Origin of the sequence: Streptomyces sp. 4F14 (assembly GCF_048159485.1) — a bacterium.
Lineage (GTDB): Bacteria > Actinomycetota > Actinomycetes > Streptomycetales > Streptomycetaceae > Streptomyces.
The window spans coordinates 232,438-255,511 of the sequence record NZ_JBLRVY010000009.1; the positions used below are offsets into that span (position 1 = coordinate 232,438).

The following is a 23,074-nucleotide window of genomic DNA, read 5'->3' on the forward strand; positions in this document are numbered from 1 at the left end:
GTGCGAAAGCGTCGTCCCGGCGTAGCGGTTGCGGCGCACGCCCCCGGCAGGTGCCGCCCGGCCCGGATACTGCGACGGGAGTAGTGCGTGAGCCGTCCACAGGTCTGACGCCGATGTCGGTGCCGGGGTCTAGGGTGCGGGCATGGACGGGCGAACGGACGTGCGGACGCGGCTCGCCGACGCGGCGATCGCAGCCGTGATCGGCGCGATCTCGGTGAGCGCGGCCGCCCTCGACGCGGACACACGGGCCGTGGACCTCCTGCTGGTCCTCGCCGGTTCCCTCGCCCTCGCCGCCCACCGGTGCGCCCCGCGCGCGGTGCTCGCCGTCGCGACGGTCACCGGCACGGCGTACGTCCTGCGCGCCGACCCCGGCCCCTGGGCGGCCCTGCCCGTCGTCGGCGCCGTGCACACCGCCGCGCGCGCCGGGCACCGCCGGCTCGCGCTCGGGGCGGGCGCGGTGTTCCTCGGCGGGTACGCGCTGCATCGGCCCGCCGCGGCCGTCCTGCTCGCCGGATGGGTGCTGTGCGCGGCCGTGAGCGGGCTCGCCGACCGCCACCGGCAGGCGTACCTGCGCCAGACCGAGCAGCGCGCGCTGGACGCCGAACGCACCCGCGAGGAAGCCGCGCTGCGCCGGGCCGGGGAGGAACGGCTGCGCATCGCGCGCGAGCTGCACGACTCGCTGACCCACAGCATCTCCGTCGTCAAACTCCAGTCGGGCATCGCCGCGCACCTCGCGCGCAAGCGCGGCGAAGAGGTCCCGCCCGTCCTCGTCGCCATCCAGGAGGCCAGCGGCGAGGCCATGCGCGAACTGCGCGCCACCCTCGACGTCCTGCGCACCGACGCGCCCACCGGAACACCGGCCCTCCTCGTCGAACGCGCCCGCGCGGCGGGCCTCGCCACACTCCTCACGGTCACCGGCGAGGAACGCGCCCTCGCCGTCCCCGTCGAACGCGCCGCCTACCGCATCGTCCAGGAGGCCCTCACCAACGCCGCCCGCCACGCCGGCCGGGCCACCGTGCAGGTCCGCCTCGACTACGGCGAACGGGCCCTGGTGATACGTGTGGACGACGACGGCCTCGCCCACCCCTCCCGCCCCCTGCGCCCCGGCACGGGACTCACCGGCATGCGGGAGCGGGTCGCCGCCCTGTGCGGCACCCTGGACGCCGCCCCGCGTGCGGAGGGCGGGTTCTCGGTGCGCGCGGAACTGCCCTTGGGGGACGGAGGCTGAGTATCCGTACTCAGGCCCCCGCGCGCCGCCTCCGGGAAGCTGGAGGCAGGCAGAGGGACGGTCGCGAAGACACCGTGGAGGTTTGTGATGGACCGCTCGCAGATGATGGCCCGAGTCCGGCAGTGGTTCGTGAACCCGGCCGCGCTGGGGTATCTCGCGCTGGTGCTCGCCGTCCTCGGGTGGGTCGCCGTGGACACGCTGTTCGTCGAGCACGAGGACGCGAGCTTCGCGGGGGTGTGGGCGTTCGTCGTGACCGGGCCGGTGTCGTGGATCTTCCTGATGCTGCCCGAGCCGCTGGTGGCCGCCGGGGTCGTGGTGGGGGCCGTCGTGCAGGCCGGCGTGATCGGGGCGCTGTACCGGGCGGCCACGCGCGGGCGGGTGGCCGTCGCCGGGCGCTGAGGGTGTGCGCCCGCGCGGGCAGGGAAGTCTGATGGTCGTACCGATGATCAGGGGCGACCGCCCGGCGACCAGCGAGGGGCGCGCGATGCAGTTCACCACCCGGCCGACACTCCAGGGCACCTTCGGCATGGTGTCCTCGACGCACTGGCTCGCCTCGCAGTCGGCGATGGCGGTCCTGGAGGACGGCGGGAACGCCTACGACGCTGCCGTGGCCGGCGCGTTCGTGCTGCACGTCGTCGAGCCGCACCTCAACGGGCCCGCCGGCGAGGTGCCGATCCTGCTGGCCCCCGCGGGCGGCGAGGTGCGCGTCCTGTGCGGCCAGGGCGTCGCCCCCGCGGGCGCGACGGTCGCGCACTACCGCTCGCTCGGCCTGGACCTCGTCCCCGGCACCGGCCCCCTCGCCGCCGCCGTACCGGGCGCGTTCGACGCCTGGCTGCTCCTCCTGCGCGACCACGGCACCAAACGCCTCGCGGACGTCCTGAAGTACGCCGTCGGCTACGCGGAGCACGGGCACGCGCCCGTGGAGAACGTCACCGCGACCGTGGAGACCGTACGGCGCCTCTTCGAGACCGAGTGGACGTCCTCGGCGGCGGTCTACCTCCCGGACGGCCACCCGCCCCGCCCCGGCGCCCTGCTGCGCAACCCCGCCCTCGCCGCGACCTGGCGCCGCCTCCTCGACGAGGTGAGCGGCACGGCCGACCGGGCGGCGCAGATCGACGCCGCGCGGGACGTGTGGCGCACCGGGTTCATCGCCGAGGCCCTGGTCCGCCAGTCCGCGCGCCCCACCCTCGACGCCACCGGCGAGCACCACACCGGCACCCTCACGGCCGCCGACCTCGCCGCCTGGCGGGCGACCTACGAGGCGCCCGCGACGTACGACTGGAACGGCTGGACCGTCTGCAAGCCGGGCCCCTGGAGCCAGGGCCCCGCCTTCCTCCAGCAGCTCGCCCTGCTCCCGCCCGACCTGCCGCCCCACGGGAGCGCCGACTACGTCCACCTGCTGATCGAGGGCTGCAAGCTCGCCATGGCCGACCGGGAGGCGTGGTACGGGGACGCGCGCGAGGTGCCCCTCGCCGACCTGCTCTCGCGGACGTACAACACCGGACGGCGCGAGCTGATCGGCGACAAGGCGTCGTACGAGCTGAGGCCCGGCGGGCCCGGGGGACGCGAACCCCGCATCGGCGCGCACGCGCGCGTGGACGTCGGTTCCGGGGCGCCCGGCGTGGGGGAGCCCACCGTCGCCACCGACGGCACCACCCGGGGCGACACCTGCCACCTCGACGTCGTCGACCGGTGGGGCAACATGATCGCGGCCACCCCCAGCGGCGGCTGGCTCCAGTCCAACCCGGTCGTACCGGAACTCGGCTTCCCCCTGGGCACGCGCTTGCAGATGACGCGCCTGGAAGACGGACTGACGGACTCCCTCACGCCCGGACGGCGCCCCCGTACGACCCTGTCGCCGTCCCTCGCGCTGCGCGACGGCGTCCCGGTGCTCGCGTTCGGCACGCCCGGCGGGGACCAGCAGGACCAGTGGCAGGTCCACTTCTTCCTCGCCGTCGCCCTCCGCGCGCACACGCGGGGCGGACTCGACCTCCAGGGCGCGATCGACGCCCCGAACTGGCACAACGACTCCTTCCCCAGCTCGTTCTACCCGCGCGGGACACGCCCCGGCAGCGTCACCGTGGAGGAGCGGATGCCGGCCGACGTCGTCGAGGAGCTGCGGCGGCGCGGGCACGGCGTGACCGTGGGCGGGCCCTGGTCCGAGGGGCGGCTGTGCGCCGTGGCGCGCGACCCGCACACCGGAGTGCTGTCGGCGGCGGCGAACCCGCGCGGCATGCAGGGGTACGCCGTCGGCCGCTGACCGGCGCGAACCGCCTTTTCACCCCGATTCAACCCGGAGTGCATCGGACGGGCGGGGATTGTCAGCGGGGCGTGCTCTCATGGAGGGCATGACCGAAGACATGGAAACCATCGAGGAGTTTCTCGCCAAGCGCGCGGCAGACGTGGAGGAGGCGGTCCGTACGGCCGCCGCAACCGAGATCATGCCCCGCTTCCGGCAGCTCGGCGCCGGCGACGTGGACGAGAAGGCGGGCCCGCACGACCTGGTGACCGACGCGGACCGGCTCGCGGAGAAGTACCTCACCGACGTCCTCGGCCGGCTCCTGCCGGGCTCGGTCGTCGTGGGCGAGGAGGCGGTCCACGCGGACCCGGCGGTGTACGGGGCGATACGGGGCGACGCCCCGGTGTGGATCGTCGACCCCGTCGACGGCACCCGCCCGTTCGTGCGCGGCGAGGAGGGCTTCTGCACGCTGATCGCGCTCGCCCGGCGCGGCGTCCTCCTGGCGTCCTGGACGTACGCCCCCGCCCTCGATCAGCTCGCCACGGCCGTGCGCGGCGGCGGCGCGTACCTCGACGGCGAGCGCCTGCACGCCGGCCGCCCGGCCCCCGGCGCCGACCTGCGCGTCGCCTGCTCCCACCCCGACTACACCGACGACGACCAGAAGGCCGTCCTGCGCAACCTGTGGACCGACGGCATCGACCCGCGCGCGTGCGGGGCCGCCGGACTGGAGTACCTCGCCATCGCGCGGGGCGAGTCCGACGCCACCGCGTTCTCCTGGGAGGCCGCCTGGGACCACGCCGCCGGGATCCTCCTCGTCGAGGAGGCGGGCGGCGCGCATCTGACGCTCACCGGCGAGCCGTTCCGCATCACCGGGGGCAACGCCCTGCCGTTCACGACGGCGCGGGACGCGCAGACCGCGCGGAAGGTGATCGGGGCGCTCACGGGCGGGGGAGGACCGGCGCAGGGGGCGTGAGCCGACGTCCCCGACCCCGTCCCGGACCCGTTGTCGTACCCCCGGCATATCCTGGCCCCAGGTGGCCGGACGGCTGACGAAGGGGTCCGAAGTGGCGGCGGTGTTCGATGCGGTGGTGGTGGGGGCGGGGCCGAACGGACTGACCGCCGCCGTGGAGTTGGCGCGGCGGGGTTTCTCGGTGGCGCTGTTCGAGGCGAAGGACACCGTCGGCGGGGGCGCCCGGACCGAGGAGCTGACGCTCCCGGGCTTCCTGCACGACCCGTGCTCGGCGGCGCACCCCCTCGGGATCAGCTCACCGGCCTTCCGGGCCCTGCCGCTGGAGCGGTACGGCCTTGAGTGGCTGCACTCGCAGCTGCCGATGGCGCACCCGTTCCCGGACGGCTCGGCGGCGGTCCTGGCGCGCTCCGTCGCCGAGACGGCCGCCTCCTTCGGCCCGCGCGACGCGGGCGCGTACCGCCGCCTCGTCGAGCCGTTCCTGCCCCACTGGGACACGCTGGTACGGGACTTCATGTCGCTGCCGCTGACCGCGCTGCCCCGCGACCCGGTCACCCTGGCCCGCTTCGGCCTGACCGGACTGCCCCCGTCGACGTGGCTGACCCGCCGCTTCCGGGACGAGCCCGCGAAGACCGTCTTCGCGGGCCTCGTCGCCCACGTGATGGCCCCGCTCACCGGGTTCGCCACCGGCGCCATCGGCCTCATCTTCGCGCTGGCCGCGCACGCGCGCGGCTGGCCGGTGGCCCGCGGCGGTTCCCAGGCGATCTCCGACGCGCTGGCCGGCTACCTCAAGGACCTCGGCGGCGAGATCCACACGGACTACGAGGTCAAGCGCCTCGACGACCTCCCGCCGGCGCGCGCGTACGTCTTCGACACCTCGCCGACCGCCCTCGCGCGCATCGCGGGCTTCGGCGGCTACTACGACAACTACCGGTACGGCGCGGGCGTGTTCAAGGTCGACTACGCGCTCGACGGACCGGTCCCGTGGACCGCGCACGAACCCCGCTCGGCGACGACCGTGCAGATCGGGGCGGACAGCGCGGAGATCGGCGCCGCCCTGAGGGCCGCCTCCCGGGAGAACCGCGCCCCCGACCGGCCGTTCATGATCACCGTCCAGCCGAGCATCGTCGACCCCACGCGCGCGCCCGAGGGCAAGCAGGTCTTCTGGGCGTACGGACACGTCCCGAGCGGCTGGACCGGCGACCTCACGGACCCGATCGAACGCCAGCTGGAGCGGTTCGCCCCGGGGTTCCGCGACCGCGTCCTCGCGCGCGCGACGTTCGGGCCGCCCCAGCTCGCCGTCCGCAACGCGAACTACGTGGGCGGCGACATCGGCACCGGCGCCTTCGCGGGCCTTCAGGTCATGCTCCGTCCCAAGCTGTCGCTGTCGCCGTACACCACCCCGCACCCGGCGATCTTCATCTGCTCCTCGGCGACGCCACCGGGCCCCGGAGTGCACGGCATGTCGGGACATAACGCGGCGAAGGCGGTATGGCGAAGGTTGCGTGGCCAAAGGTGAGTTCGGGTGTCCATACCCCCAACTCCCTGGACTCCGCAAAGGAATTCCGGTGTTGGCTTCACCACTGCTCCACGCACACCAGGAGACTTTTGAAAGTGAAAATACTATGAGTAAGGTGCGTGCATGGATGATCGGAAATTCACATTCCGCTCCAAGCCTCCCTCTGACAAGCACATTTCCGACCTCGTACGGCTCGTCAGGGCGCCCGCGGCTCTGAGCGTTCCGGGCGATGTGCTCGCCGGGGCGGCGGCGGCCCGCACCCCCTGGGACCCGCGCGTCCTCGGCGCCACCGCCTCCTCCGTCTGCATGTACTGGGCGGGCATGGCCCTCAACGACTACGCGGACGCCACGGTCGACGCCGTCGAGCGACCCGACCGGCCCATCCCCTCGGGACGCGTGCCCCGCCGCGCCGCCCTCGCCGTCGCGACCGGCCTGACCGCCGCGAGCCTCGGCCTCGCCGCCGCGACCGGAGGCCGCCGGGGACTCCTCGGCGCGCTCCCCCTCGCCGCCCTCGTCTGGTCCTACGACCTCGGCCTCAAGGCCACCCCGGCGGGCCCCGCCGTCATGGCGGGCGCCCGCGCGGCCGACGTCCTCACCGGCGCCCTCGCGGTCGCCCCGCGCGGAGCCGGCGCGGCGGCCCTGCGCCGGGGCGCGGTCCCGGCCACCCTCGTCGCCGCCCACACCTACACCCTCACCGCCCTCAGCCGCCACGAGATCGCGGGCGCCCCGGCGAGCGTCCCGGCCCGCACGTTCGTGGCGTCCGCCGCGGCCGCGGTGGCCTCGGCGGCGGGGCCGGTGGCGCGAGGACTGGGCGGGGCCGGCACGGCCGGCTCAGCGACGGCCTCGACAGACCGGCCGGACGGTACGCCCGCCGGCGCCCGCGTCGCCACCCTCGCCGGCGCGCTGCTCGGCAGACGGTCCCCGGACCGGCGTACCGCAGCCACCGCGCTCGTCGCCGGCGGCGCCGTGCTCTCCTACCTCGGCTCCTACGGCCTCGCGCAGGCCAGAGCCGTGCGCTCGCCCTCCGGGGAGAACGTACGCGGGGCGGTCGGGGCCGGGATCACCGCGCTCGTGCCCCTGCAGGCGGCGCTCACCGCGCGGGCCGGCGCTCCCGGCGCGGCGGCGCTCCTCGGCGCCGTGCACCCCCTCGCCCGCCGACTGGCCCGGCGCATCTCTCCCACCTAACTCCCGTGTGAGGAACCAGGCATGGCCTCCCCCCTCAGGTTCGGCTACGGCACCAACGGATTCGCGCACCACCGGCTCGACCACGTCCTCGGTATCCTCGCCGACCTCGGCTACGACGGCGTGGCGCTCACCCTCGACCACGTCCACCTCGACCCGTACGCCGACGACCTCCCCCGCAAAGTCGAGGACGTACGGCGGACGTTGGAGCGGTACGGCCTGAGCGTGACCGTCGAGACCGGTGCGCCCTACCTCCTCGACCCCTACGGCAAGCATCAGCCCACCCTCATGGGCGACGGTGTCGACCAGCGCGTCGACCTGCTGCGCCGGGCCGTGCGGATCGCCGGTGAACTCGGCTCGCCCACCGTCCACCTGTGCAGCGGGCCCGCCCCGGACGACGTCCCCGAGGCCGACGCGTTCAAGCGGCTCGCCGACGGGGTCGGACGGGTCCTGGAGACCGCCGAGTTCTACGGCGTCGCGCTCGCCTTCGAACCCGAGCCGTACATGTTCGTCGACACCGTCGAACGCTGTCTGCGCCTCGCCGAACTCACCGGCGGACACGACCTGTTCGGCATCACCCTCGACATCGGCCACGCCCACTGCGTCGAGGACGTCCCCCTGCTGGACTGCGTACGGCTGGCGGCCGACCGGCTGCGGAACGTCCAGATCGAGGACATGCGGCGCGGTGTCCACCAGCACCTCGAACTCGGCACCGGCGAGATCGACTTCCCGCCCGTGCTGGCCGCGCTGCGCGAGATCGGGCACACCGGCCTCGTCTCCGTCGAGATCCAGGGCGGCGCCCTCGACGCCCCCGAACTCGCCCGCCGCTCGCTGGAGTTCCTGCGCGCGGCACAGTAACCGCTCACCCCTGTTTCCCCGTTCTCCTCCACCCCCTCAGGAGACTCCGCAGGCATGGCTACCGCCCACACCGCCCCGTCGGCGCCGGACCCACGGCCCGCCCTCGCCGGTGCTCCGCTCCCCGACCGGGCGCGGACCTGGCTCGACACCGCGACCGCCCGCGTCGCGGCCGACCCCGCCGCGATCCGCGCCCTGTTCCCCGCCGCCCGCCGCCAGTGCGGCCAGGCCCCGCTGACCGACCACTGGCACACCGACGACGCGGTCCGCGCGGCGCTCCTGACGGCCCTGCCGCTGCGCGGCGAGGCCCTCGCGGACGCGGTCGCCGACCTGTACCGCCACGGCGACCCGGCCGAACAGCGGGCCGTCCTGCGGGCGTTGCCGCTGCTGGAGGAGGTCAACGCGGAGGGGGGTGAGTGGCGGGAGGACGCGGGCGAGGCGCCGACCGGGGACCCGGACGGCCCCGACGGCGCCAAGTCTGCCCACGGCCCGGTCGGTTCAGGCGACCGGGCCGCGCCCGGCGCCTCGGCCGGTCCGGACGATCCGGCCGCACCCGCCGACGCATCTGCTCGGCACCCCGTCCCCCGCGTCCGCCGCACCCTCCTCGACGCCGCCCCCGACGACCGGCTCGGCGACCTCGCGCTCTCCCTCGTCCGCGAAGCCCTGCGAGGCAACGACAACAGCGTGATCGAGGCGGCGCTCGGGGCGTACGCGGCGGCGCGACTGCCGGACGCGGAGTACCGGCAGGCCGTCCTGAAGTGCGTGTTCTACGACATCCCGCTGGACCGCCTGTACGGCCTGGACGCCCGCGCGGACCGCGAACTCGCCCGTATGCTCGCCGACTTCGCGCACGAGCGCATCGCGGCCGGCCGCACGGTCCCGGCCGACGTCTGGCCCCTGGTCCGCGCGCACACGGCCCTCGCGAAGTCCCTCGCCGCCCGCGCCCGCGACCTCGCCGGCACCCGCCCGGAGGCGGCGGCCCGCGCGCTCGCCGCACTGGCGGAGACGGAGCACGAGACGGCGGCGGCCGGCACGACCACCGCGGAGACGATCGGCCAGACGTTCCCCGAGACGTCTGCCACCGCACGCCCCGCCGCACCCCCTTCCCCCGCGACGCCTATCACCGAGACCACCGCACCATCCCCCACCGGCACCCTCCCCAGGAGGCCCTGACCATGCGCATCTTCGACCCCCACATCCACATGACGTCCCGCACGACGGACGACTACGAGGCCATGTACGCCGCCGGAGTCCGCGCCCTGGTGGAGCCCGCGTTCTGGCTGGGCCAGCCCCGCACCTCCCCGCAGAGCTTCTACGACTACTTCGACGCCCTCCTCGGCTGGGAGCCGTACCGCGCAGCCCAGTTCGGCATCCAGCACTTCTGCACGATCGCCCTGAACCCGAAGGAGGCCAACGACCCCCGCTGCACACCGGTGCTGGACGAACTCGACCGCTACCTCGCGAAGGACCGGGTCGTCGCGGTCGGCGAGATCGGCTACGACTCGATGACCCCGCAGGAGGACGAGGCCCTCGCCCGCCAGCTCCAACTCGCCCTGGACCACGGCCTCCCGGCCCTCGTCCACACCCCGCACCGCGACAAGGCGGCCGGCACCCGCCGCACCCTCGACGTCGTCAGGGAGTCCGGCATAGCCCCCGAACTCGTCGTCCTGGACCACCTGAACGAGCTCACCGTCGGCATGGTCCTCGACAGCGGCTGCTGGGCCGGCTTCTCGATCTACCCGAAGACCAAGATGAGCGAGGACCGCATGGTCGAGATCCTCAAGGGCCACGGCACCGACCGCGTCCTGGTCAACTCGGCGGCGGACTGGGGCAGTTCGGACCCGCTGAAGACCCGCAAGACCGCCGACGCGATGCTGGCCGCCGGTTTCGACGACGACACGGTGGACAAGGTGATGTGGCGCAACCCCGTCACCTTCTACGGCCAGAGCGGCCGACTGGAGCTGGACGACGTGAAGCCGGACGACACGACCCTGTTCGAGGGCAACTCGATCAAACGCGGCGGGGAGTGAACTCCCGTGCGTCTCAAGCACGCTGACGGTACGACAGTCCACCTGGGCTACTGCAGCAACGTCCACCAGGCGGAGGATTTCGACGGCGTGGTCGCCCAACTCGCCACGTACGCCGAGCCGGTGCGCGAACGCCTGGGCGTGGACCGGCTCGGCATCGGCCTGTGGCTGGCGCGCGACGTCGTCGCCGAACTCACCCGCGACGCGGGCCAGGTGAAGCGCCTCAAGGACGAACTCGCCTCCAGGGGCCTGGAGACGGTCACCCTCAACGCCTTCCCCTACGCCGGATTCCACAACGAGGTCGTCAAGAGGGACGTCTACCTCCCCGACTGGGCCGACGAGGCCCGCCTCACCCACACCCTGGACTGCGCCCGGGTGCTGGCCGCCCTGCTGCCGGACGACGCGCGACGCGGCAGCGTCTCCACGGTCCCCCTCGCCTGGCGCGACCCCTGGCCCGCCGACCGCGCGGACACCGCCCGCCGCGCCCTGGACCGGCTGGCCGACGGGCTCGCCGGCATCGAGGCGGACACCGGGCGCACGATCCGCGTCGGCTTCGAACCCGAGCCCGGCTGTGTCGTCGAGACGACCGCGCAGGCCGCCGAACGGCTCGGCGGACTCGACCCCGAACGCCTCGGGATCTGCCTGGACGCCTGCCATCTCGCCGTGCAGTTCGAGGACCCCGCCGACGCCGTCGCCCGCCTCACGGCCGCCGGACTGCCGGTCGTCAAACTCCAGGCGTCCAGCGCGATCGAGGCCACCGACCCCGCCGACCCGGCCGCCCACGCCGCGCTGCGCCGGCTCGCGGAACCCCGGTTCCTGCACCAGACCCGTACCGTCCGCGCGGGCGAGATCCTCGCCGCCGACGATCTGCCCGAGGCCCTCGACGGCGCCCTCCCGACGGGCACCGGGCCCTGGCGCGTGCACTTCCACGCGCCCCTGCACGCCGAGCCCGAACCTCCCCTGCGCACCACATCCGGCCAACTCGCCGCGGTATTCGCCGAGTTGTTCGCGGGGCCGGCGGCGCTGTGCGACCACGTCGAGGTCGAGACGTACACCTGGTCCGTCCTGCCCACCCCGCCCACCGACCTCCCCGGCGGGATCGCCGCCGAACTCGCCTGGGCCCACGAGCAGTTGACCGGCCTCGGCCTCGAAAGCCCCGACCACCCGCAGGAGCGCCCATGAGCAAGCGCCTCGTCGTCCTCGACATCGTCGGCCTCACCCCCAACCTGCTGCGCCACATGCCCTCGGTCGCGGCCCTCGGCGAGCGCGGCTCCCGGGCCCGCCTCGACACCGTGCTGCCCGCCGTCACCTGCACCGTCCAGTCGACGTTCCTGACGGGCGAACTCCCGTCCGTGCACGGGGCGGTGGCCAACGGCTGGTATTTCCGCGACCTCGGCGACGTCCTGCTGTGGCGCCAGCACAACGCCCTCGTCGGCGGCGAGAAGATCTGGGAGACGGCCCGCAAGGAGAACCCGGACTTCACGGTCGCCAACGTCTGCTGGTGGTACGCGATGGGCGCGGACGTCGACTGGACGGTCACCCCCCGCCCGGTCTACTACTCCGACGGCCGCAAGGAACCCGACTGCTACACCTGGCCGCCCGAACTCCACGACGAACTCACCGAACGCCTCGGCGCCTTCCCCCTGTTCACCTACTGGGGCCCCAACGCGGGCCTGCCGTCCACCCAGTGGATCCTGGCCGCCGCCCGGCAGATCTTCGACGACAAACAGCCCGACCTCACCCTCGTCTACGTCCCCCACCTCGACTACGAACCCCAGCGCACCGGCCCCGCCTCCCCGCAGACGGCCGCCGCCGCCCGCCAACTCGACGCCGCCCTCGGCCCGTTGATCGCGCACTTCGAGAAGGAGGGCGCGACGGTCGTCGCCCTCAGCGAGTACGGCATCGCCCCCGCGACCCGCCCCGTCGACATCAACCGCGCCCTGCGCTCCGCCGGTCTCCTCGACGTCCACACCCAGGACGGCATGGAGTACCTCGACCCCTGGACCTCCCGCGCCTTCGCCGTCTCCGACCACCAGCTCGCCCACGTCTACGTCCGCGACCCCGCCGACACCGACCGCGTGGCCGCGCTCCTCGCCGGACTCGACGGCGTGGACGAGGTGCTGGACGCGGCCGGCAAGAAGGAGCACGGCCTCGACCACGAGCGCTCCGGCGAACTCGTCGCCATCGCCGAGCCCGACGCCTGGTTCACGTACTACTACTGGCTCGACGACGACCGCGCCCCCGACTTCGCCCGCCAGGTCGAGATCCACCGCAAACCCGGCTACGACCCCGCCGAGTTGCTGTACGACGAGTCGGTCCCGGCGGTCAAGGCGCGGGCCATCGGCTCGGTCATCCGCAAGAAACTCGGGTTCCGCTACCGCATCCGTACGGTCCCCCTGGACCCCTCCGGCGTCCGCGGCAGCCACGGCCGCCTCCCCGACAACCCCGAGCACGGCCCCGTACTCCTGTGCTCCGAGCCGGAGTTGACCCGCGAGGCGTACGCGGCGACCGAGATCAAGGACCTGCTGCTCGGCCTGGCGCGAAAGAGCCGGGCGGGGGAGGGCGGGGCGCGAAAAGGCGGGTGAGAAACGGCGCCGAGCCGGTAGAAACGCCCCTATGACCACTCTCACCTTCGTTCAGGGCGACATCACCGACCAGACCGTCGACGCCATCGTCAACGCGGCGAACTCCTCGCTGCTCGGCGGCGGTGGCGTCGACGGAGCCATCCACCGCCGGGGCGGCCCGGCGATCCTGGAGGACTGCCGCAAGCTCCGCGCAGGTCACTACGGCAAGGGCCTCCCCACCGGGCAGGCCGTCTCCACAACTGCCGGGAATCTCGACGCCCGTTGGGTGATCCACACCGTCGGCCCGGTCCACAGCGCCACCGAGGACCGCTCCGCCCTCCTCGCCTCCTGTTACCGCGAATCCCTGAAGACCGCCGACGAACTCGGCGCCCGCACCGTCGCGTTCCCCGCGATCTCCGCCGGCATCTACGGCTGGCCGATGGACGACGCGGCCCGTATCGCGGTGCGGACCGTGCGGGAGACGCCCACGCGGGTCGAGGAGGTGCGGTTCGTGCTGTTCGACGAGGAGGCGTACGACGAGTTCACGGCGTACGCCGCGATCTGATCGTCGTATCCGGATCGCCCCGGTTCATCCTGTCGGGTGACTCTGGGTGCCGGATCGTTTCTTCCGGGTGGGGCAGAAACGTTCTGCTGCTAGCTTCGGCGCGTTCCTGCCAAGATCGTCCGAGGAAAGCGTGCCGGTGCAATCACCCATCTGGACCGAGGAGTTGGACGTCGAGCGGCGGGCGGAGGACGAGGGTGCCCTCGTCGCGAGGACCGCCGAGGACATCGCCCTGCGCATCGGCCGCTTCACCCATCCCGCGACGCGGCTGCTGCTCGGCGCCGACGGGCTCACCACGACCCTGCTGCGGGCCTGGACGGGCACCGACGTGACCGTCCTGCGGGCCGTGCAGCGCCGGGTGCCGGCCGCCGAAACACCCTGGGGTGCGGGGGAGTTGCTCGGCGCCGAGGGCGGCGGGAGAGTCGTACGGCACTCCGTGCTCGGCGGGGGCGACGGGAGCGATCTCTCGCGGAACGTGGTCGTCGCCCGGCCGGAGCTGTGCCCCTCGGCGGAGCGGTGCCTCGCCGACACGTCGGAGCCGCTCGGGCCCATGCTGCAAGCGGCGGGGACCGCGTTCCGGCGGTCGCTGCTGGATGCCGGGCTGGGGAGCTGGGGGCCGTGCGGGGGGCCGGCCGCGTACAAGGCGTACCTCCTGTGGCACGGGGACGTGCCGTTCGCCGTGATCCGCGAACTGTTCAACCCGGCGGTCGTTCCGGCGGCCGTGCGATGAGCGGCGGGCGGGTCGCGATCGTCGGGGCGGGGCCCGCCGGGCTGGTGCTCGCGGCCCTGCTGCACCGGGCCGGGGTTCGTGTCGAGGTCTGGGAGCGGGGGATCCGGCGGCATGTCGAACAGCGGGCGCGGGCCGGGCTGTTGGAGCACCGGGTCGTCGACTTCCTCGCCGGGCACGGGCTGGCCGACGGGGTGCTGAAGGAGGGGGAGCGGCACGGGTGGTGCGACTTCGTGTGCCTCGGGGAACGGATCCGGGTCGACTACGGGGTGCTGTCCGGGGGGTACCGGCACTGGGTCTATCCCCAGCAGTTGCTGGTCCGGGACCTGGTCGCGACGCTGGAGAAGACGGGGTGCCCCGTTCATTTCGACGCGCCTGTACGGGAGTTGGAGGGGACCACGCTGCGGCTCGAACGCGGGGCCGTGCACGCCGAGTTCGTCGTCGGGTGCGACGGGGCGCAGGGGGTCGTGGCCGACAGCCTCCCCGACTCCCTTGCCTCGCAACGGCGTTACCCGTACGACTGGCTCACCGTCCTCGCCGACATGACCCGCCCCGTGGAAGGGGTCCTCTACGCCGTCCACGACGCCGGGTTCGCCGGGATGATGCCGCGCGCCGGGAACGTCGCCCGGCTCTACCTCCAGATCCCCGCGGGCGACAGTCCGGCCGACTGGCCCGAGACCCGCGTCCGCGAACAACTCGCCCTCCGGCTCGCCCCGGGGCCCGGCGACCCCGCACCCGTACGGCTGCGCGAGACCGGCGTCCTCCGCATGCGCGGCCGGGTCCGACGCCGCCTCCGTTCCGGCCCCGTCCTCCTCGCCGGCGACGCCGCGCACCTCCTGACGCCGTCCGGCGCCAAGGGGCTCAACCTCGCGGTCGCCGACGCGGCGGACCTCGCGGACGGGCTGATCCGGCGTATCCAGCACGGCGACGACAGCGTCCTCGCCGGGTACGAGGCCCGACGCGTCGCCGCCGCGTGGTGGGCCCAGGACTTCTCCGACCGCCTCCTGGACCTCCTCCACCTGCCGGCCGTCGACCCCGGCGAGCACGGATTCGCCCTGGAGCTGCGGCGCGAGCGGATCCGGGGGCTGGCCAGGACGGGGCCGTACGCGACGGCGTTCGCACGGGACTACGCGGGGGTGGGGAGCCTGTCGGAGCGGTGAGGGGGCGCGGGACGACGTGTCCGGCGCCGGCACGAACTCCGGCCGGCGGCTGCCCGCCTGCGCAGACGCGGCATCAAGGCGGTCATCCCGGAGAGCCGCCTGCGCGCTCGCAGCGGGTGGTACGCGTATGAGGAGCTGTGGGTCAAGTGCCGGCCGATGGGCTCGGCCCGTAGTAGGAGTCGACGGGGGCGCGTGCCTCGTCGTGCAGGGCCGGGCCGTCCTGCGGCACTGACGGCCGGCGGCCCGACTCCGGGTTGAGTTCGACGAGTTGCTCGGTGGAGAGCGCGTACACGACCCGGCCGATGCCGGAGCGGACGATGCCGCCGCCACACATGCCGCACGGCTGGCAGCTCGTGTACAGGGTGGTACGGGCGGCCGTCTCCGCGTCCAGCTCACGGGCTGCCCACCGGGCCAGCTTCAACTCCGGATGGGCCGTGATGTCGTCGTCCCGCCGGACCGTGTTGTGCGCCTCGGCGAGGACCGCCCCGTCCGGCCCGGCCAGCAGCGAGCCGTACGGCGCATCGCCCAGCTCCACCGCGCGTGCCGCGATACCGATGGCCTGCCGCAGCAGCGCCTCGTCAGCAGGGGTGATCACGACGCCGCCCTCCACTGCTCGGCGACCGCGGTGAGCGCGCGCCACGCGGCCTCGGGCCGACGGGTCTGAGCCGGGTCCCCGTGGTACGGGTCGAACACCACCGCCTGGGCACCGAGCCCGCGAAGCTCCGCCAGATCAGCCACGATCTGCCGTACGTCGCCGACACCGGCCGGCCGCTCGGCGTCCTCGACCGGAGCGTCGGTCAGACGCAGCGCGATCCGCGGCGCGAACCCCGGCAACGCGTTGTCCGCGAGAACCGACCGCATCCGCGTCAGCGGAAGCCTCAGCGGATGCCAGGCATCGCCGAACCTGACCGCCCGCCGGACCGCCGCCGCACTGTGCCCGCCGACCCACACCGCGGGCGCGGCCTGGTCCTCCGCCTCCCACACCTGCCGCATCACCCCCAGGTATTCGTCGGTCAGCCGGCCCCGCGCGCCGAACGGAACCCCGAGCGCGTCGAACTCCTGCCGCGCCCATCCGACCCCGACTCCGAGCACGAACCGCCCACCGCTGAGCCGTTGCAGGCTGCTCGCCATCCGGGCCGCCAGCAGCGGATGACGGTACGGCAGCACCAACACGGTCGTGCCCAGCCCCAGCCCGCCATCACTGATACCGGCCAGCCAGGACAGCGTGGCGAACGGGTCGTAGAACGGCTCCGGATACCGCTCCGCCACATCCGGGGTGACGGCCACGTGGTCCGACACCATCAGCAGATCGAACCCGATCCCCGCCACGACCCGCGTCCACTCACGCAGCACGCCCGGGTCGGTCCCGGGCCCGAAGTTCGGTACGTTGACACCAAGTTGCATGCCTTGAGGTTATTGCGGTGATCATGCTGCGGGGAACCGAACTTTCCCGGTGACTCCAGCTTTCTGCGGCGAATCTCCCGGTAATATCGCGCCATGGCCGTGAATCTCGACGACATCGACTGGGCGATCATCGAGCAGTTGCAGCAGGACGCCCGCCTCTCCCTCAGCGAGCTGGGGCGCCGCGTCAGCCTCAGTCCGTCGGCGACCACCGAGCGGGTACGGAATCTGGAGTCGCTGGGCGTCATCACCGGCTACCACGCCACCGTGGACCTGGCAAAGGTCGGCTACCCGGTGCTCGCCGTCGTCCGCCTGAAGTACCCCGGCAACCGCCACCAGCCACTGCACCACCTGCTCGCCGAACGCCGGGAGATCCTGGAGTGCCTGCGGACCACCGGCGACGACTGCTACACCCTGAAGGTGGCCGCGACCTCCATGGAACACCTGGAGACGCTCATGGACGAACTGGCCGGCCTCGGCACCACGACCACGAGCGTCGTCTACAGCCGGACACTGCCCTACCGCGGACCCGAGCGGCCCTGACCACCGGCCCACCGCACCCTCGACCCATCCGCCCCGAAGCCCGGCCCTCCACCTGACGGACTCCCGCGCTGTGTTCGGAGTCACAATCGCGCCCCCTGCGGTACCCGTTCCGCGCTCCCTCCCTCCGACCGGCCTCGCCGCAACAGCCGTCCGCCGCTGCATCGATGCCCGTCCTCGGGCGGGTGCCCGGACGGGCGCGCGGCGTGTCCGTGAAGGCCGTAGCAGCCCCCGTCTCCCCCGAGCGGCCTGCGGAAACCGGTGATACTCGGGTTCAGGTCCGTGTGATGTCCGGGTCGGCTCCGGAGGAGGCGTTCGTGATCTGTCGGGCGTCGGTCTCGGCGCCGGCCCCGCGACGGAAGCGGCCCGCTCACAGGCCGCCGGGCGGCCCTGTGCGGCGGGGTTAACCCCTGGTGACCTGCGAGGGAGACACCGGCGTAATCAGCACTTCGTACCGTCACTGAGGCTCTCACCAGGCCGATCGTCAGACAGAAGGGGGCGCCCGTGGCCGCCGTGCCGGACCCGCGGACCGACAGCGCGACGAAGGTGCGCACGGTCTGCTCGTACTGCGGTGTCGGCTGCGGCATGGTCCTCGACATCGGGATGGGCCCCGACGGACGGCGTACGGTCCTGAAGGCGACCGGCGACAAGGAGCACCCCGCGAACCAGGGCCGCCTCTGCACGAAGGGCGCCACGACGGCCGACATGCTCTCCGCACCGGGCCGCCTCACGACCGCCCTGGTCCGCGCGGACCGCGGCGAGGAACCGCACCCCACGCCCGTCGCGGAGGCGGTCGCCGAAACGGCACGCCGCCTGAGGGAGATCGTCGACGAGCACGGCCCCGACTCGGTCGCCCTCTACGTCTCGGGACAGATGGGCCTGGAGGCCCAGTACCTCGCGAACAAGCTGGTCAAGGGCTACCTGCGGTCCAACCAGATCGAGTCGAACTCCCGCCTGTGCATGGCGAGCGCGGGCACCGGCTACAAGCTGTCGCTGGGCGCGGACGGTCCGCCCGGCTCGTACGACGACCTCGACCGGGCGGACGTCTTCCTGGTCATCGGCTCGAACATGGCCGACTGCCACCCCATCCTGTTCCTGCGGATGCTGGACCGGATCAAGTCGTCCGGCGCGAAACTGATCGTCGTCGACCCGCGCCGCACGGCGACCGCGGCGAAGGCGGACCTGTTCCTCCAGGTCGAACCGGGTACGGACCTCGCGCTCCTGAACGGCCTCCTGCACCTCCTGGTGGAGGGCGGCCACACGGACCCCGACTTCATCGCCGCGAACACCGAGGGCTGGGAGGCGATGCCCGCCTTCCTCGCCGACTACCCGCCGCACACGGTCGCCGAGATCACCGGCATCCCCGAGGCCGACCTCCGCGAGGCGGCCCGCCTGATCGGCGAGGCGGGGGAGTGGACGAGCTGCTGGACGATGGGCCTCAACCAGTCCACGCACGGCACCTGGAACACCAACGCGCTGGTCAACCTGCACCTCGTGACCGGCGCCATCTGCCGCCCCGGCAGCGGCCCGTTCTCCCTCACCGGCCAGCCCAACGCGATGGGCGGCCGCGAAATGGGCTACATGGGACCGGGGTTGCCCGGCCAGCGGTCAGTTCTTGCCGACGCCGACCGGGAGTTCACCGAACGCCTGTGGAACCTGGAGCCCGGCACGATCCGCGCCGACGGCGTCGGCAAGGGCACCGTCGAGATGTTCCGCAAGATGGCCGACGGCGAGATCAAGGCGGCGTGGATCATCTGCACCAACCCCGTCGCCTCCGTCGGCAACCGCAGGACCGTCATCGAGGGCCTGGAGGCGGCCGAACTCGTCGTCGTCCAGGACGTGTTCGCGGAGACCGAGACCGCCGCGTACGCCGACGTGATCCTGCCGGGCGCGCTGTGGACGGAGACCGAGGGCGTCCTCATCAACAGCGAGCGCACCCTCACCCTGGCCCAACCCGCCGTGGACGCGCCCGGCGAGGCCGTCGCCGACTGGCGGCTGATCGCCGACATCGCCTGCGCGATGGGGTACGAGAGCGGGTTCACCTACACGAGCGCCGAGGAGATCTTCGAGGAGATCAAGGGCGCGTACAACCCGGCCACCGGCTACGACCTGCGCGGGGTCACGTACGACCGGCTGCGCGAGACGCCCGTCCAGTGGCCGGCCGCGCCCGACGGGCCCGACCGCAACCCCATCCGGTACGTCCGCCCCGACGGCTCGCTGAAGTTCGCGACCCCCTCCGGGCGCGCGGTCTTCCACGCCCGCCCGCACCTGCCGCCCGCCGAGCTGCCCGACGACGACTACCCGTTCGTCCTCAACACCGGGCGCCTCCAGCACCAGTGGCACACGCTCACCAAGACGGGCCGCGTCGCGAAGCTCAACAAGCTGAACCCCGGGCCGTTCGTGGAGATCCACCCCGAGGACGCGCAGCGGCTCGGGCTGGCCGAGGGGGACTCGGTGGAGGTCGCCTCCCGGCGGGGGCGTGCCGTCCTGCCCGCCGTCGTCACCGACCGCGTACAGCAAGGGAGTTGCTTCGCCCCCTTCCACTGGAACGACCTCTTCGGGGAGTACCTGAGCGTCAACGCGGTCAGCAGCGACGCCGTCGACCCGCTGTCGTTCCAGCCCGAACTGAAGGTGTGCGCGGTGTCGTTGACGAAGACGGCCACGGCGGTGAGCGTACGGATGCCGGCGCCGGAAGCCGAGAGCACGAGGCCGGTGCTCACCCCGACCGCCGTCCTGACCTCCCCCACCGCCCCGCCCGCCGCGTCCGCCTCCCTCTTCGGCCTGGAGAACACCCCGCCCCCCGTCCTCAGCGAACGCGAACGGCAGTACCTGCTGGGCTTCCTGGCCGCGATACCGGCGGGCGCCCCCGGCGTCCCGGTCCTCCCGCCGGACGCGCCCTTCAGCCCCGAGCACGCCCTGTGGGTCAACGGCACGCTCGCGGGCCTGTATTCACGGATGCCCGCCCCGACTCCCGCCGCCGTACGGCAGGTCGTCATCCTGTGGGCCTCGCAGACCGGCAACGCCGAGGAGTTCGCCGCCGCGACCGCCGCCCGCCTCACCCAGGGCGGACACACCGCGTCCCTCGTCGAGATGGACCAGGCCGACCCCGCCGCGCTGCCCTCGGACGCCGATCTCCTCCTCATCACCAGCACGTTCGGCGACGGCGACGCTCCTGACAACGGCGCCGGCTTCTGGGCGGGCCTCACCGCACCCGACGCCGGACGGCTGGAGGGCCGCCGGTACGCGGTCCTCGCCTTCGGCGACTCGTCGTACGACGACTTCTGCGGCCACGGGCGACGGCTCGACGACCGCATGGACGAGCTGGGCGCCGTACGGCTCGCGCCGCGCATCGACTGCGAGCCCGACTACGAGACGCAGGCGGGGGAGTGGCTCGACCAGGTGCTGGGCGCGCTCACCGGCGCCCCGCCGACTCCCGTACCCCCCAAGGCCGTTGCCCGGCCCCGCCCGGCCCGTCCCGTCTCCGCGACCGGCCGCCTCGTCGGCAACGTCCTGCTCAGCGGGGCCGGTTCGGGCAAGGAGGTCCGCCGCTTCACGTTCGACACCCGCGACAGCGAGATCCCGCTCGTGTACGAGGCCGGCGACGCGCTCGGCGTCCGCCCCCTCAACTCCCCGTCCCTGGTGAAGGAGTGGCTGACCGTCACCGGAGTGGACCCGGACAGCCCGGTCGACGTCGAGGGCGACCAGGTCCCCTTCGACGAGGCCCTGTCGCGGTGCCTCGACATCACCCGCGTCACCTCCTCCCTGCTCCGCTTCGCCGCCGAACGCACCCGCGACCCACGGGAGTTGCGCAAGCTGCTGCGCCCCGACAACAAGGACGAGCTGGCGAAGTGGTCCTGGGGGCGCCAAGCCGTCGACGTGGCCGCCGAGTTCGATATCGAGGCGGACGCGCAGGAGTGGGCCGACGTCATGGGACGGCTCCGCCCCCGCCTGTACTCCATCTCGTCCAGCCCCCTCACCGACCCCCACCTCGTCTCCCTCACCGTCTCCGTCGTCCGCTACGAGAACCGCGAGGGCCGCCCCCGCCAGGGCGTCTGCTCGCCGTTCCTCGCCGACGCCGAACCCGGCACCGAAGTGCCGCTGCACGTCCAGCGCTCCCCGCACTTCCGGCCGCCCGCCGAGACCGGCGTCCCCACGATCATGATCGGCCCCGGCACCGGCGTCGCCCCCTTCCTGGGCTTCCTCCACGAACGCCGCGCGCGCGGCCACCGCGCCCCCAACTGGCTCTTCTTCGGTGAACAGCGCCGCTCCACCGACTTCTACTACGAGGACGAACTCGCCGCCCTCCTCGCCGACGGCACCCTCACCCGCCTCGACACCGCCTTCTCCCGAGACCAGCGCGCCAAGGTCTACGTCCAGGACCGCATGCGCGAACACGGCCCCCAGCTCTGGTCCTGGCTCCGCGACGGCGCCCGCTTCTACGTCTGCGGCGACGCCTCCCGCATGGCCAAGGACGTCGACCGGGCGCTGCGCGACATCGTGATGCTCCACGGCGACATGACGGAGACGGAGGCGGCGGCGTACGTGAAGCAACTCGCCGCCGAGAAGCGGTACATGCGGGACGTGTACTGACCCGGGCCCGGACGCGTACAGAAACCGCTTCCGCGAGATCAAGGACCCGTCAGGACCCCCCGTAACCCCCCAACCCCACCCGTAGCGTCACTCTCGCAGGGCCCCACCCGGGCCCCTTCGAGAAAGCTCCCCCCATGACCATCCCCACGCTGGACGACGCCCGCACCAAGGACATCATGCGTTTCCGCCTCGCGTCCGGCCCCGACCTCACCACCCGCAACGACCCCTACCTCACCTGGCAGCGCGACCGCGAACAGGCGGACCTGTGGCCGTACTTCCGCCGCTACGACACCGCGCTGACCCCCCGCGCCACGGCGGTCTCGGACACCGGCGTCACCACCACCGGCCCCAACTTCGGCGGCCAGGACTACCTTTCGCTGACCGGCCACCCGGCAGTCCTGGAAGCCGCCCACAGCGCACTGTGCGACTACGGCCCCCTGACGGCGGGTTCACCGGCGCTGGGCGGCGCGAACCCGCTGAGCAAGGAGCTGGAGGCCGGCCTCGCGGCAGCGCTCCGCACGGACCACGTCATGCTCTTCCCCACCGGCTGGGCCTCGGGCTTCGGCACGATCCGCGCGCTGATGCACAAGAACGACCACATCCTCCTGGACAAGCTCTCCCACGACTCGCTGAGGCAGGGCGCGGCGGCGAGCGGCGCGACGGTCGGCTTCTTCCGGCACCTCGACAACACGGCGGTCCGGCGCCACCTGGGCAAGATCCGTGCCACGGACACGGCCAACGCGGTCCTGGTGGTCACCGAGGGCGTCTTCTCGATGGACTCGGACACCCCGGACCTCGCCGAACTCCTCGCGATCTGCCGCGAGTTCGGCGCCCAGCTCCTCGTGGACGTGGCCCACGACTTCGGCGCGATGGGAGCGACGGGCGGCGGCCAGCCGGAGGTTCACGGCATCCTCGGCGAAGTCGACTTCGTGGTGGGCGCGTTCTCCAAGACGTTCGCGACGACGGGCGGCTTCCTGGCGACGAGGTCGGCGTCGGCGCGGGAGTACGTCCGCATGTTCGGCGGCCCGCAGACCTTCTCCAGCGCGATCACGCCCGTCCAGACGGCGGTGGCGCTCGCGGCGCTGGGAGTCGTCAACTCCCCCGAGGGGGAACGCCGCAGGCAGGCGGTGCGGGCCAACTCCGTACGGCTGCGGGAGGGGTTGACGGCGAAGGGGCTTGAGGTGATGGGCGACGTGGTCTGTCCCGTCGTACCCGTCCTGATCGGGGACACCCCGACCGGGCGTACGGCGTCCGGGCTGATCGCGCGGGCGGGGCTGATCGCGCATCTGGTGGAGCAGCCCGCCGTCGCCTCCGACGCGGCGAGGTTCCGGCTCCAGGTGATGGCGGAGCACACGCGGCGGGACGTCGACGAGGCGGTCGGGATACTCGACGCGTGCATAGGCGAGGCGCGCGGTGCCGTGGACGCGCTGCGAGGGTGATGTTCTGGTCAACCAGAATTGCACAAAGTCTTACAGGGTGATTGCTTCACCTGTACCCGGGACCTAGGGTGTGG

19 protein-coding genes are annotated in these 23,074 nt (G+C 73.2%); 17 read left to right on the forward strand and 2 right to left on the reverse strand.

Annotated features, from left to right (window positions below; all coding sequences use genetic code 11):
• Positions 1-142: 142 nt before the first annotated feature.
• The 14 genes from ACLZOT_RS18075 (at position 143) to ACLZOT_RS18140 (ending at position 15,030) form a co-directional block, all read left to right on the forward strand.
• Positions 143-1,228 (forward strand): sensor histidine kinase, encoded by a 1,086-nt coding sequence (locus tag ACLZOT_RS18075; RefSeq protein WP_416969970.1) that lies wholly within the window; start codon positions 143-145, stop codon positions 1,226-1,228.
• 87 nt (positions 1,229-1,315) lie between these two features.
• Positions 1,316-1,627, forward strand: a complete 312-nt coding sequence (locus ACLZOT_RS18080) for an SCO4225 family membrane protein (protein ID WP_416969971.1) — start codon at positions 1,316-1,318, stop codon at positions 1,625-1,627.
• 85 nt (positions 1,628-1,712) lie between these two features.
• Positions 1,713-3,488 carry a gamma-glutamyltransferase family protein gene (locus tag ACLZOT_RS18085; protein WP_416970068.1) on the forward strand — a complete coding sequence of 592 codons (1,776 nt, stop codon included), beginning with the start codon at positions 1,713-1,715 and terminating at the stop codon, positions 3,486-3,488.
• Between the two features lie 88 nt (positions 3,489-3,576).
• Positions 3,577-4,440: an inositol monophosphatase family protein gene (locus ACLZOT_RS18090; RefSeq protein WP_416969972.1), complete on the forward strand. Its 864-nt coding sequence runs from the start codon at positions 3,577-3,579 to the stop codon at positions 4,438-4,440.
• Between the two features lie 100 nt (positions 4,441-4,540).
• A complete protein-coding gene (locus ACLZOT_RS18095; RefSeq protein ID WP_416970069.1) occupies positions 4,541-5,953 on the forward strand; it encodes a phytoene desaturase family protein in 1,413 nt (470 codons plus the stop codon).
• A gap of 123 nt (positions 5,954-6,076) precedes the next feature.
• Entirely contained in the window at positions 6,077-7,138 is a 1,062-nt protein-coding gene (locus ACLZOT_RS18100) for an SCO3242 family prenyltransferase (protein ID WP_416969973.1), read from the forward strand.
• Positions 7,139-7,159: 21 nt separating this feature from the next.
• Positions 7,160-7,993, forward strand: a complete 834-nt coding sequence (locus ACLZOT_RS18105) for a sugar phosphate isomerase/epimerase family protein (RefSeq protein WP_416969974.1) — start codon at positions 7,160-7,162, stop codon at positions 7,991-7,993.
• Between the two features lie 54 nt (positions 7,994-8,047).
• Entirely contained in the window at positions 8,048-9,163 is a 1,116-nt protein-coding gene (locus tag ACLZOT_RS18110; protein ID WP_416969975.1) for an EboA domain-containing protein, read from the forward strand.
• A 2-nt stretch (positions 9,164-9,165) separates the two neighbouring features.
• Complete coding sequence (locus ACLZOT_RS18115; RefSeq protein ID WP_416969976.1) at positions 9,166-10,020, forward strand: TatD family hydrolase; 855 nt, start codon at positions 9,166-9,168, stop codon at positions 10,018-10,020.
• A 6-nt stretch (positions 10,021-10,026) separates the two neighbouring features.
• On the forward strand, positions 10,027-11,199 hold the full coding sequence (gene eboE / locus ACLZOT_RS18120) for a metabolite traffic protein EboE (RefSeq protein ID WP_416969977.1): 1,173 nt from the start codon (positions 10,027-10,029) through the stop codon (positions 11,197-11,199).
• The gene (locus tag ACLZOT_RS18125; RefSeq protein WP_416969978.1) at positions 11,196-12,602 is read left to right on the forward strand and encodes an alkaline phosphatase family protein; all 1,407 of its coding nucleotides are present in this window, start codon (positions 11,196-11,198) and stop codon (positions 12,600-12,602) included. The genes eboE and ACLZOT_RS18125 overlap by 4 nt, the downstream gene beginning before the upstream one ends.
• Before the next feature lie 31 nt (positions 12,603-12,633).
• On the forward strand, positions 12,634-13,146 hold the full coding sequence (locus tag ACLZOT_RS18130; protein ID WP_416969979.1) for an O-acetyl-ADP-ribose deacetylase: 513 nt from the start codon (positions 12,634-12,636) through the stop codon (positions 13,144-13,146).
• A gap of 136 nt (positions 13,147-13,282) precedes the next feature.
• The gene (locus ACLZOT_RS18135) at positions 13,283-13,873 is read left to right on the forward strand and encodes a hypothetical protein (protein ID WP_416969980.1); all 591 of its coding nucleotides are present in this window, start codon (positions 13,283-13,285) and stop codon (positions 13,871-13,873) included.
• Complete coding sequence (locus ACLZOT_RS18140; RefSeq protein ID WP_416969981.1) at positions 13,870-15,030, forward strand: FAD-dependent monooxygenase; 1,161 nt, start codon at positions 13,870-13,872, stop codon at positions 15,028-15,030. Before ACLZOT_RS18135 ends, ACLZOT_RS18140 begins: the two co-directional genes overlap by 4 nt.
• Positions 15,031-15,172: 142 nt before the next feature.
• Here ACLZOT_RS18140 and ACLZOT_RS18145 read toward each other — a convergent pair whose 3' ends face one another.
• Positions 15,173-15,625: a nucleoside deaminase gene (locus ACLZOT_RS18145; protein ID WP_416969982.1), complete on the reverse strand. Its 453-nt coding sequence runs from the start codon at positions 15,623-15,625 to the stop codon at positions 15,173-15,175.
• Entirely contained in the window at positions 15,622-16,434 is an 813-nt protein-coding gene (locus ACLZOT_RS18150) for an LLM class flavin-dependent oxidoreductase (RefSeq protein WP_416969983.1), read from the reverse strand. Before ACLZOT_RS18150 ends, ACLZOT_RS18145 begins: the two co-directional genes overlap by 4 nt.
• Positions 16,435-16,527: 93 nt before the next feature.
• Here ACLZOT_RS18150 and ACLZOT_RS18155 point away from each other — a divergent pair, with 93 nt between their 5' ends.
• The 3 genes from ACLZOT_RS18155 (at position 16,528) to ACLZOT_RS18165 (ending at position 23,000) form a co-directional block, all read left to right on the forward strand.
• Complete coding sequence (locus tag ACLZOT_RS18155; protein WP_416969984.1) at positions 16,528-16,974, forward strand: Lrp/AsnC family transcriptional regulator; 447 nt, start codon at positions 16,528-16,530, stop codon at positions 16,972-16,974.
• Between the two features lie 582 nt (positions 16,975-17,556).
• Positions 17,557-21,561: a molybdopterin-dependent oxidoreductase gene (locus tag ACLZOT_RS18160; protein WP_416970070.1), complete on the forward strand. Its 4,005-nt coding sequence runs from the start codon at positions 17,557-17,559 to the stop codon at positions 21,559-21,561.
• Positions 21,562-21,695: 134 nt separating this feature from the next.
• Entirely contained in the window at positions 21,696-23,000 is a 1,305-nt protein-coding gene (locus ACLZOT_RS18165) for an aminotransferase class I/II-fold pyridoxal phosphate-dependent enzyme (protein WP_416969985.1), read from the forward strand.
• Positions 23,001-23,074: the final 74 nt, after the last annotated feature.

Bases quoted from the DNA above. Each gene is read 5' to 3' on its own strand.
- ACLZOT_RS18100 (WP_416969973.1), top strand. From the start codon at position 6,077: ATGGATGATCGGAAATTCACATTCCGCTCCAAGCCTCCCTCTGACAAG.
- ACLZOT_RS18105 (WP_416969974.1), top strand. From the start codon at position 7,160: ATGGCCTCCCCCCTCAGGTTCGGCTACGGCACCAACGGATTCGCGCAC.
- ACLZOT_RS18125 (WP_416969978.1), top strand. From the start codon at position 11,196: ATGAGCAAGCGCCTCGTCGTCCTCGACATCGTCGGCCTCACCCCCAAC.
- ACLZOT_RS18165 (WP_416969985.1), top strand. From the start codon at position 21,696: ATGACCATCCCCACGCTGGACGACGCCCGCACCAAGGACATCATGCGT.
- ACLZOT_RS18110 (WP_416969975.1), top strand. From the start codon at position 8,048: ATGGCTACCGCCCACACCGCCCCGTCGGCGCCGGACCCACGGCCCGCC.
- ACLZOT_RS18140 (WP_416969981.1), top strand. From the start codon at position 13,870: ATGAGCGGCGGGCGGGTCGCGATCGTCGGGGCGGGGCCCGCCGGGCTG.
- ACLZOT_RS18160 (WP_416970070.1), top strand. From the start codon at position 17,557: ATGGTCCTCGACATCGGGATGGGCCCCGACGGACGGCGTACGGTCCTG.
- ACLZOT_RS18130 (WP_416969979.1), top strand. From the start codon at position 12,634: ATGACCACTCTCACCTTCGTTCAGGGCGACATCACCGACCAGACCGTC.
- ACLZOT_RS18085 (WP_416970068.1), top strand. From the start codon at position 1,713: ATGCAGTTCACCACCCGGCCGACACTCCAGGGCACCTTCGGCATGGTG.
- ACLZOT_RS18155 (WP_416969984.1), top strand. From the start codon at position 16,528: ATGGCCGTGAATCTCGACGACATCGACTGGGCGATCATCGAGCAGTTG.
- ACLZOT_RS18080 (WP_416969971.1), top strand. From the start codon at position 1,316: ATGGACCGCTCGCAGATGATGGCCCGAGTCCGGCAGTGGTTCGTGAAC.
- ACLZOT_RS18150 (WP_416969983.1), bottom strand. From the start codon at position 16,434: ATGCAACTTGGTGTCAACGTACCGAACTTCGGGCCCGGGACCGACCCG.
- ACLZOT_RS18115 (WP_416969976.1), top strand. From the start codon at position 9,166: ATGCGCATCTTCGACCCCCACATCCACATGACGTCCCGCACGACGGAC.
- ACLZOT_RS18090 (WP_416969972.1), top strand. From the start codon at position 3,577: ATGACCGAAGACATGGAAACCATCGAGGAGTTTCTCGCCAAGCGCGCG.
- ACLZOT_RS18075 (WP_416969970.1), top strand. From the start codon at position 143: ATGGACGGGCGAACGGACGTGCGGACGCGGCTCGCCGACGCGGCGATC.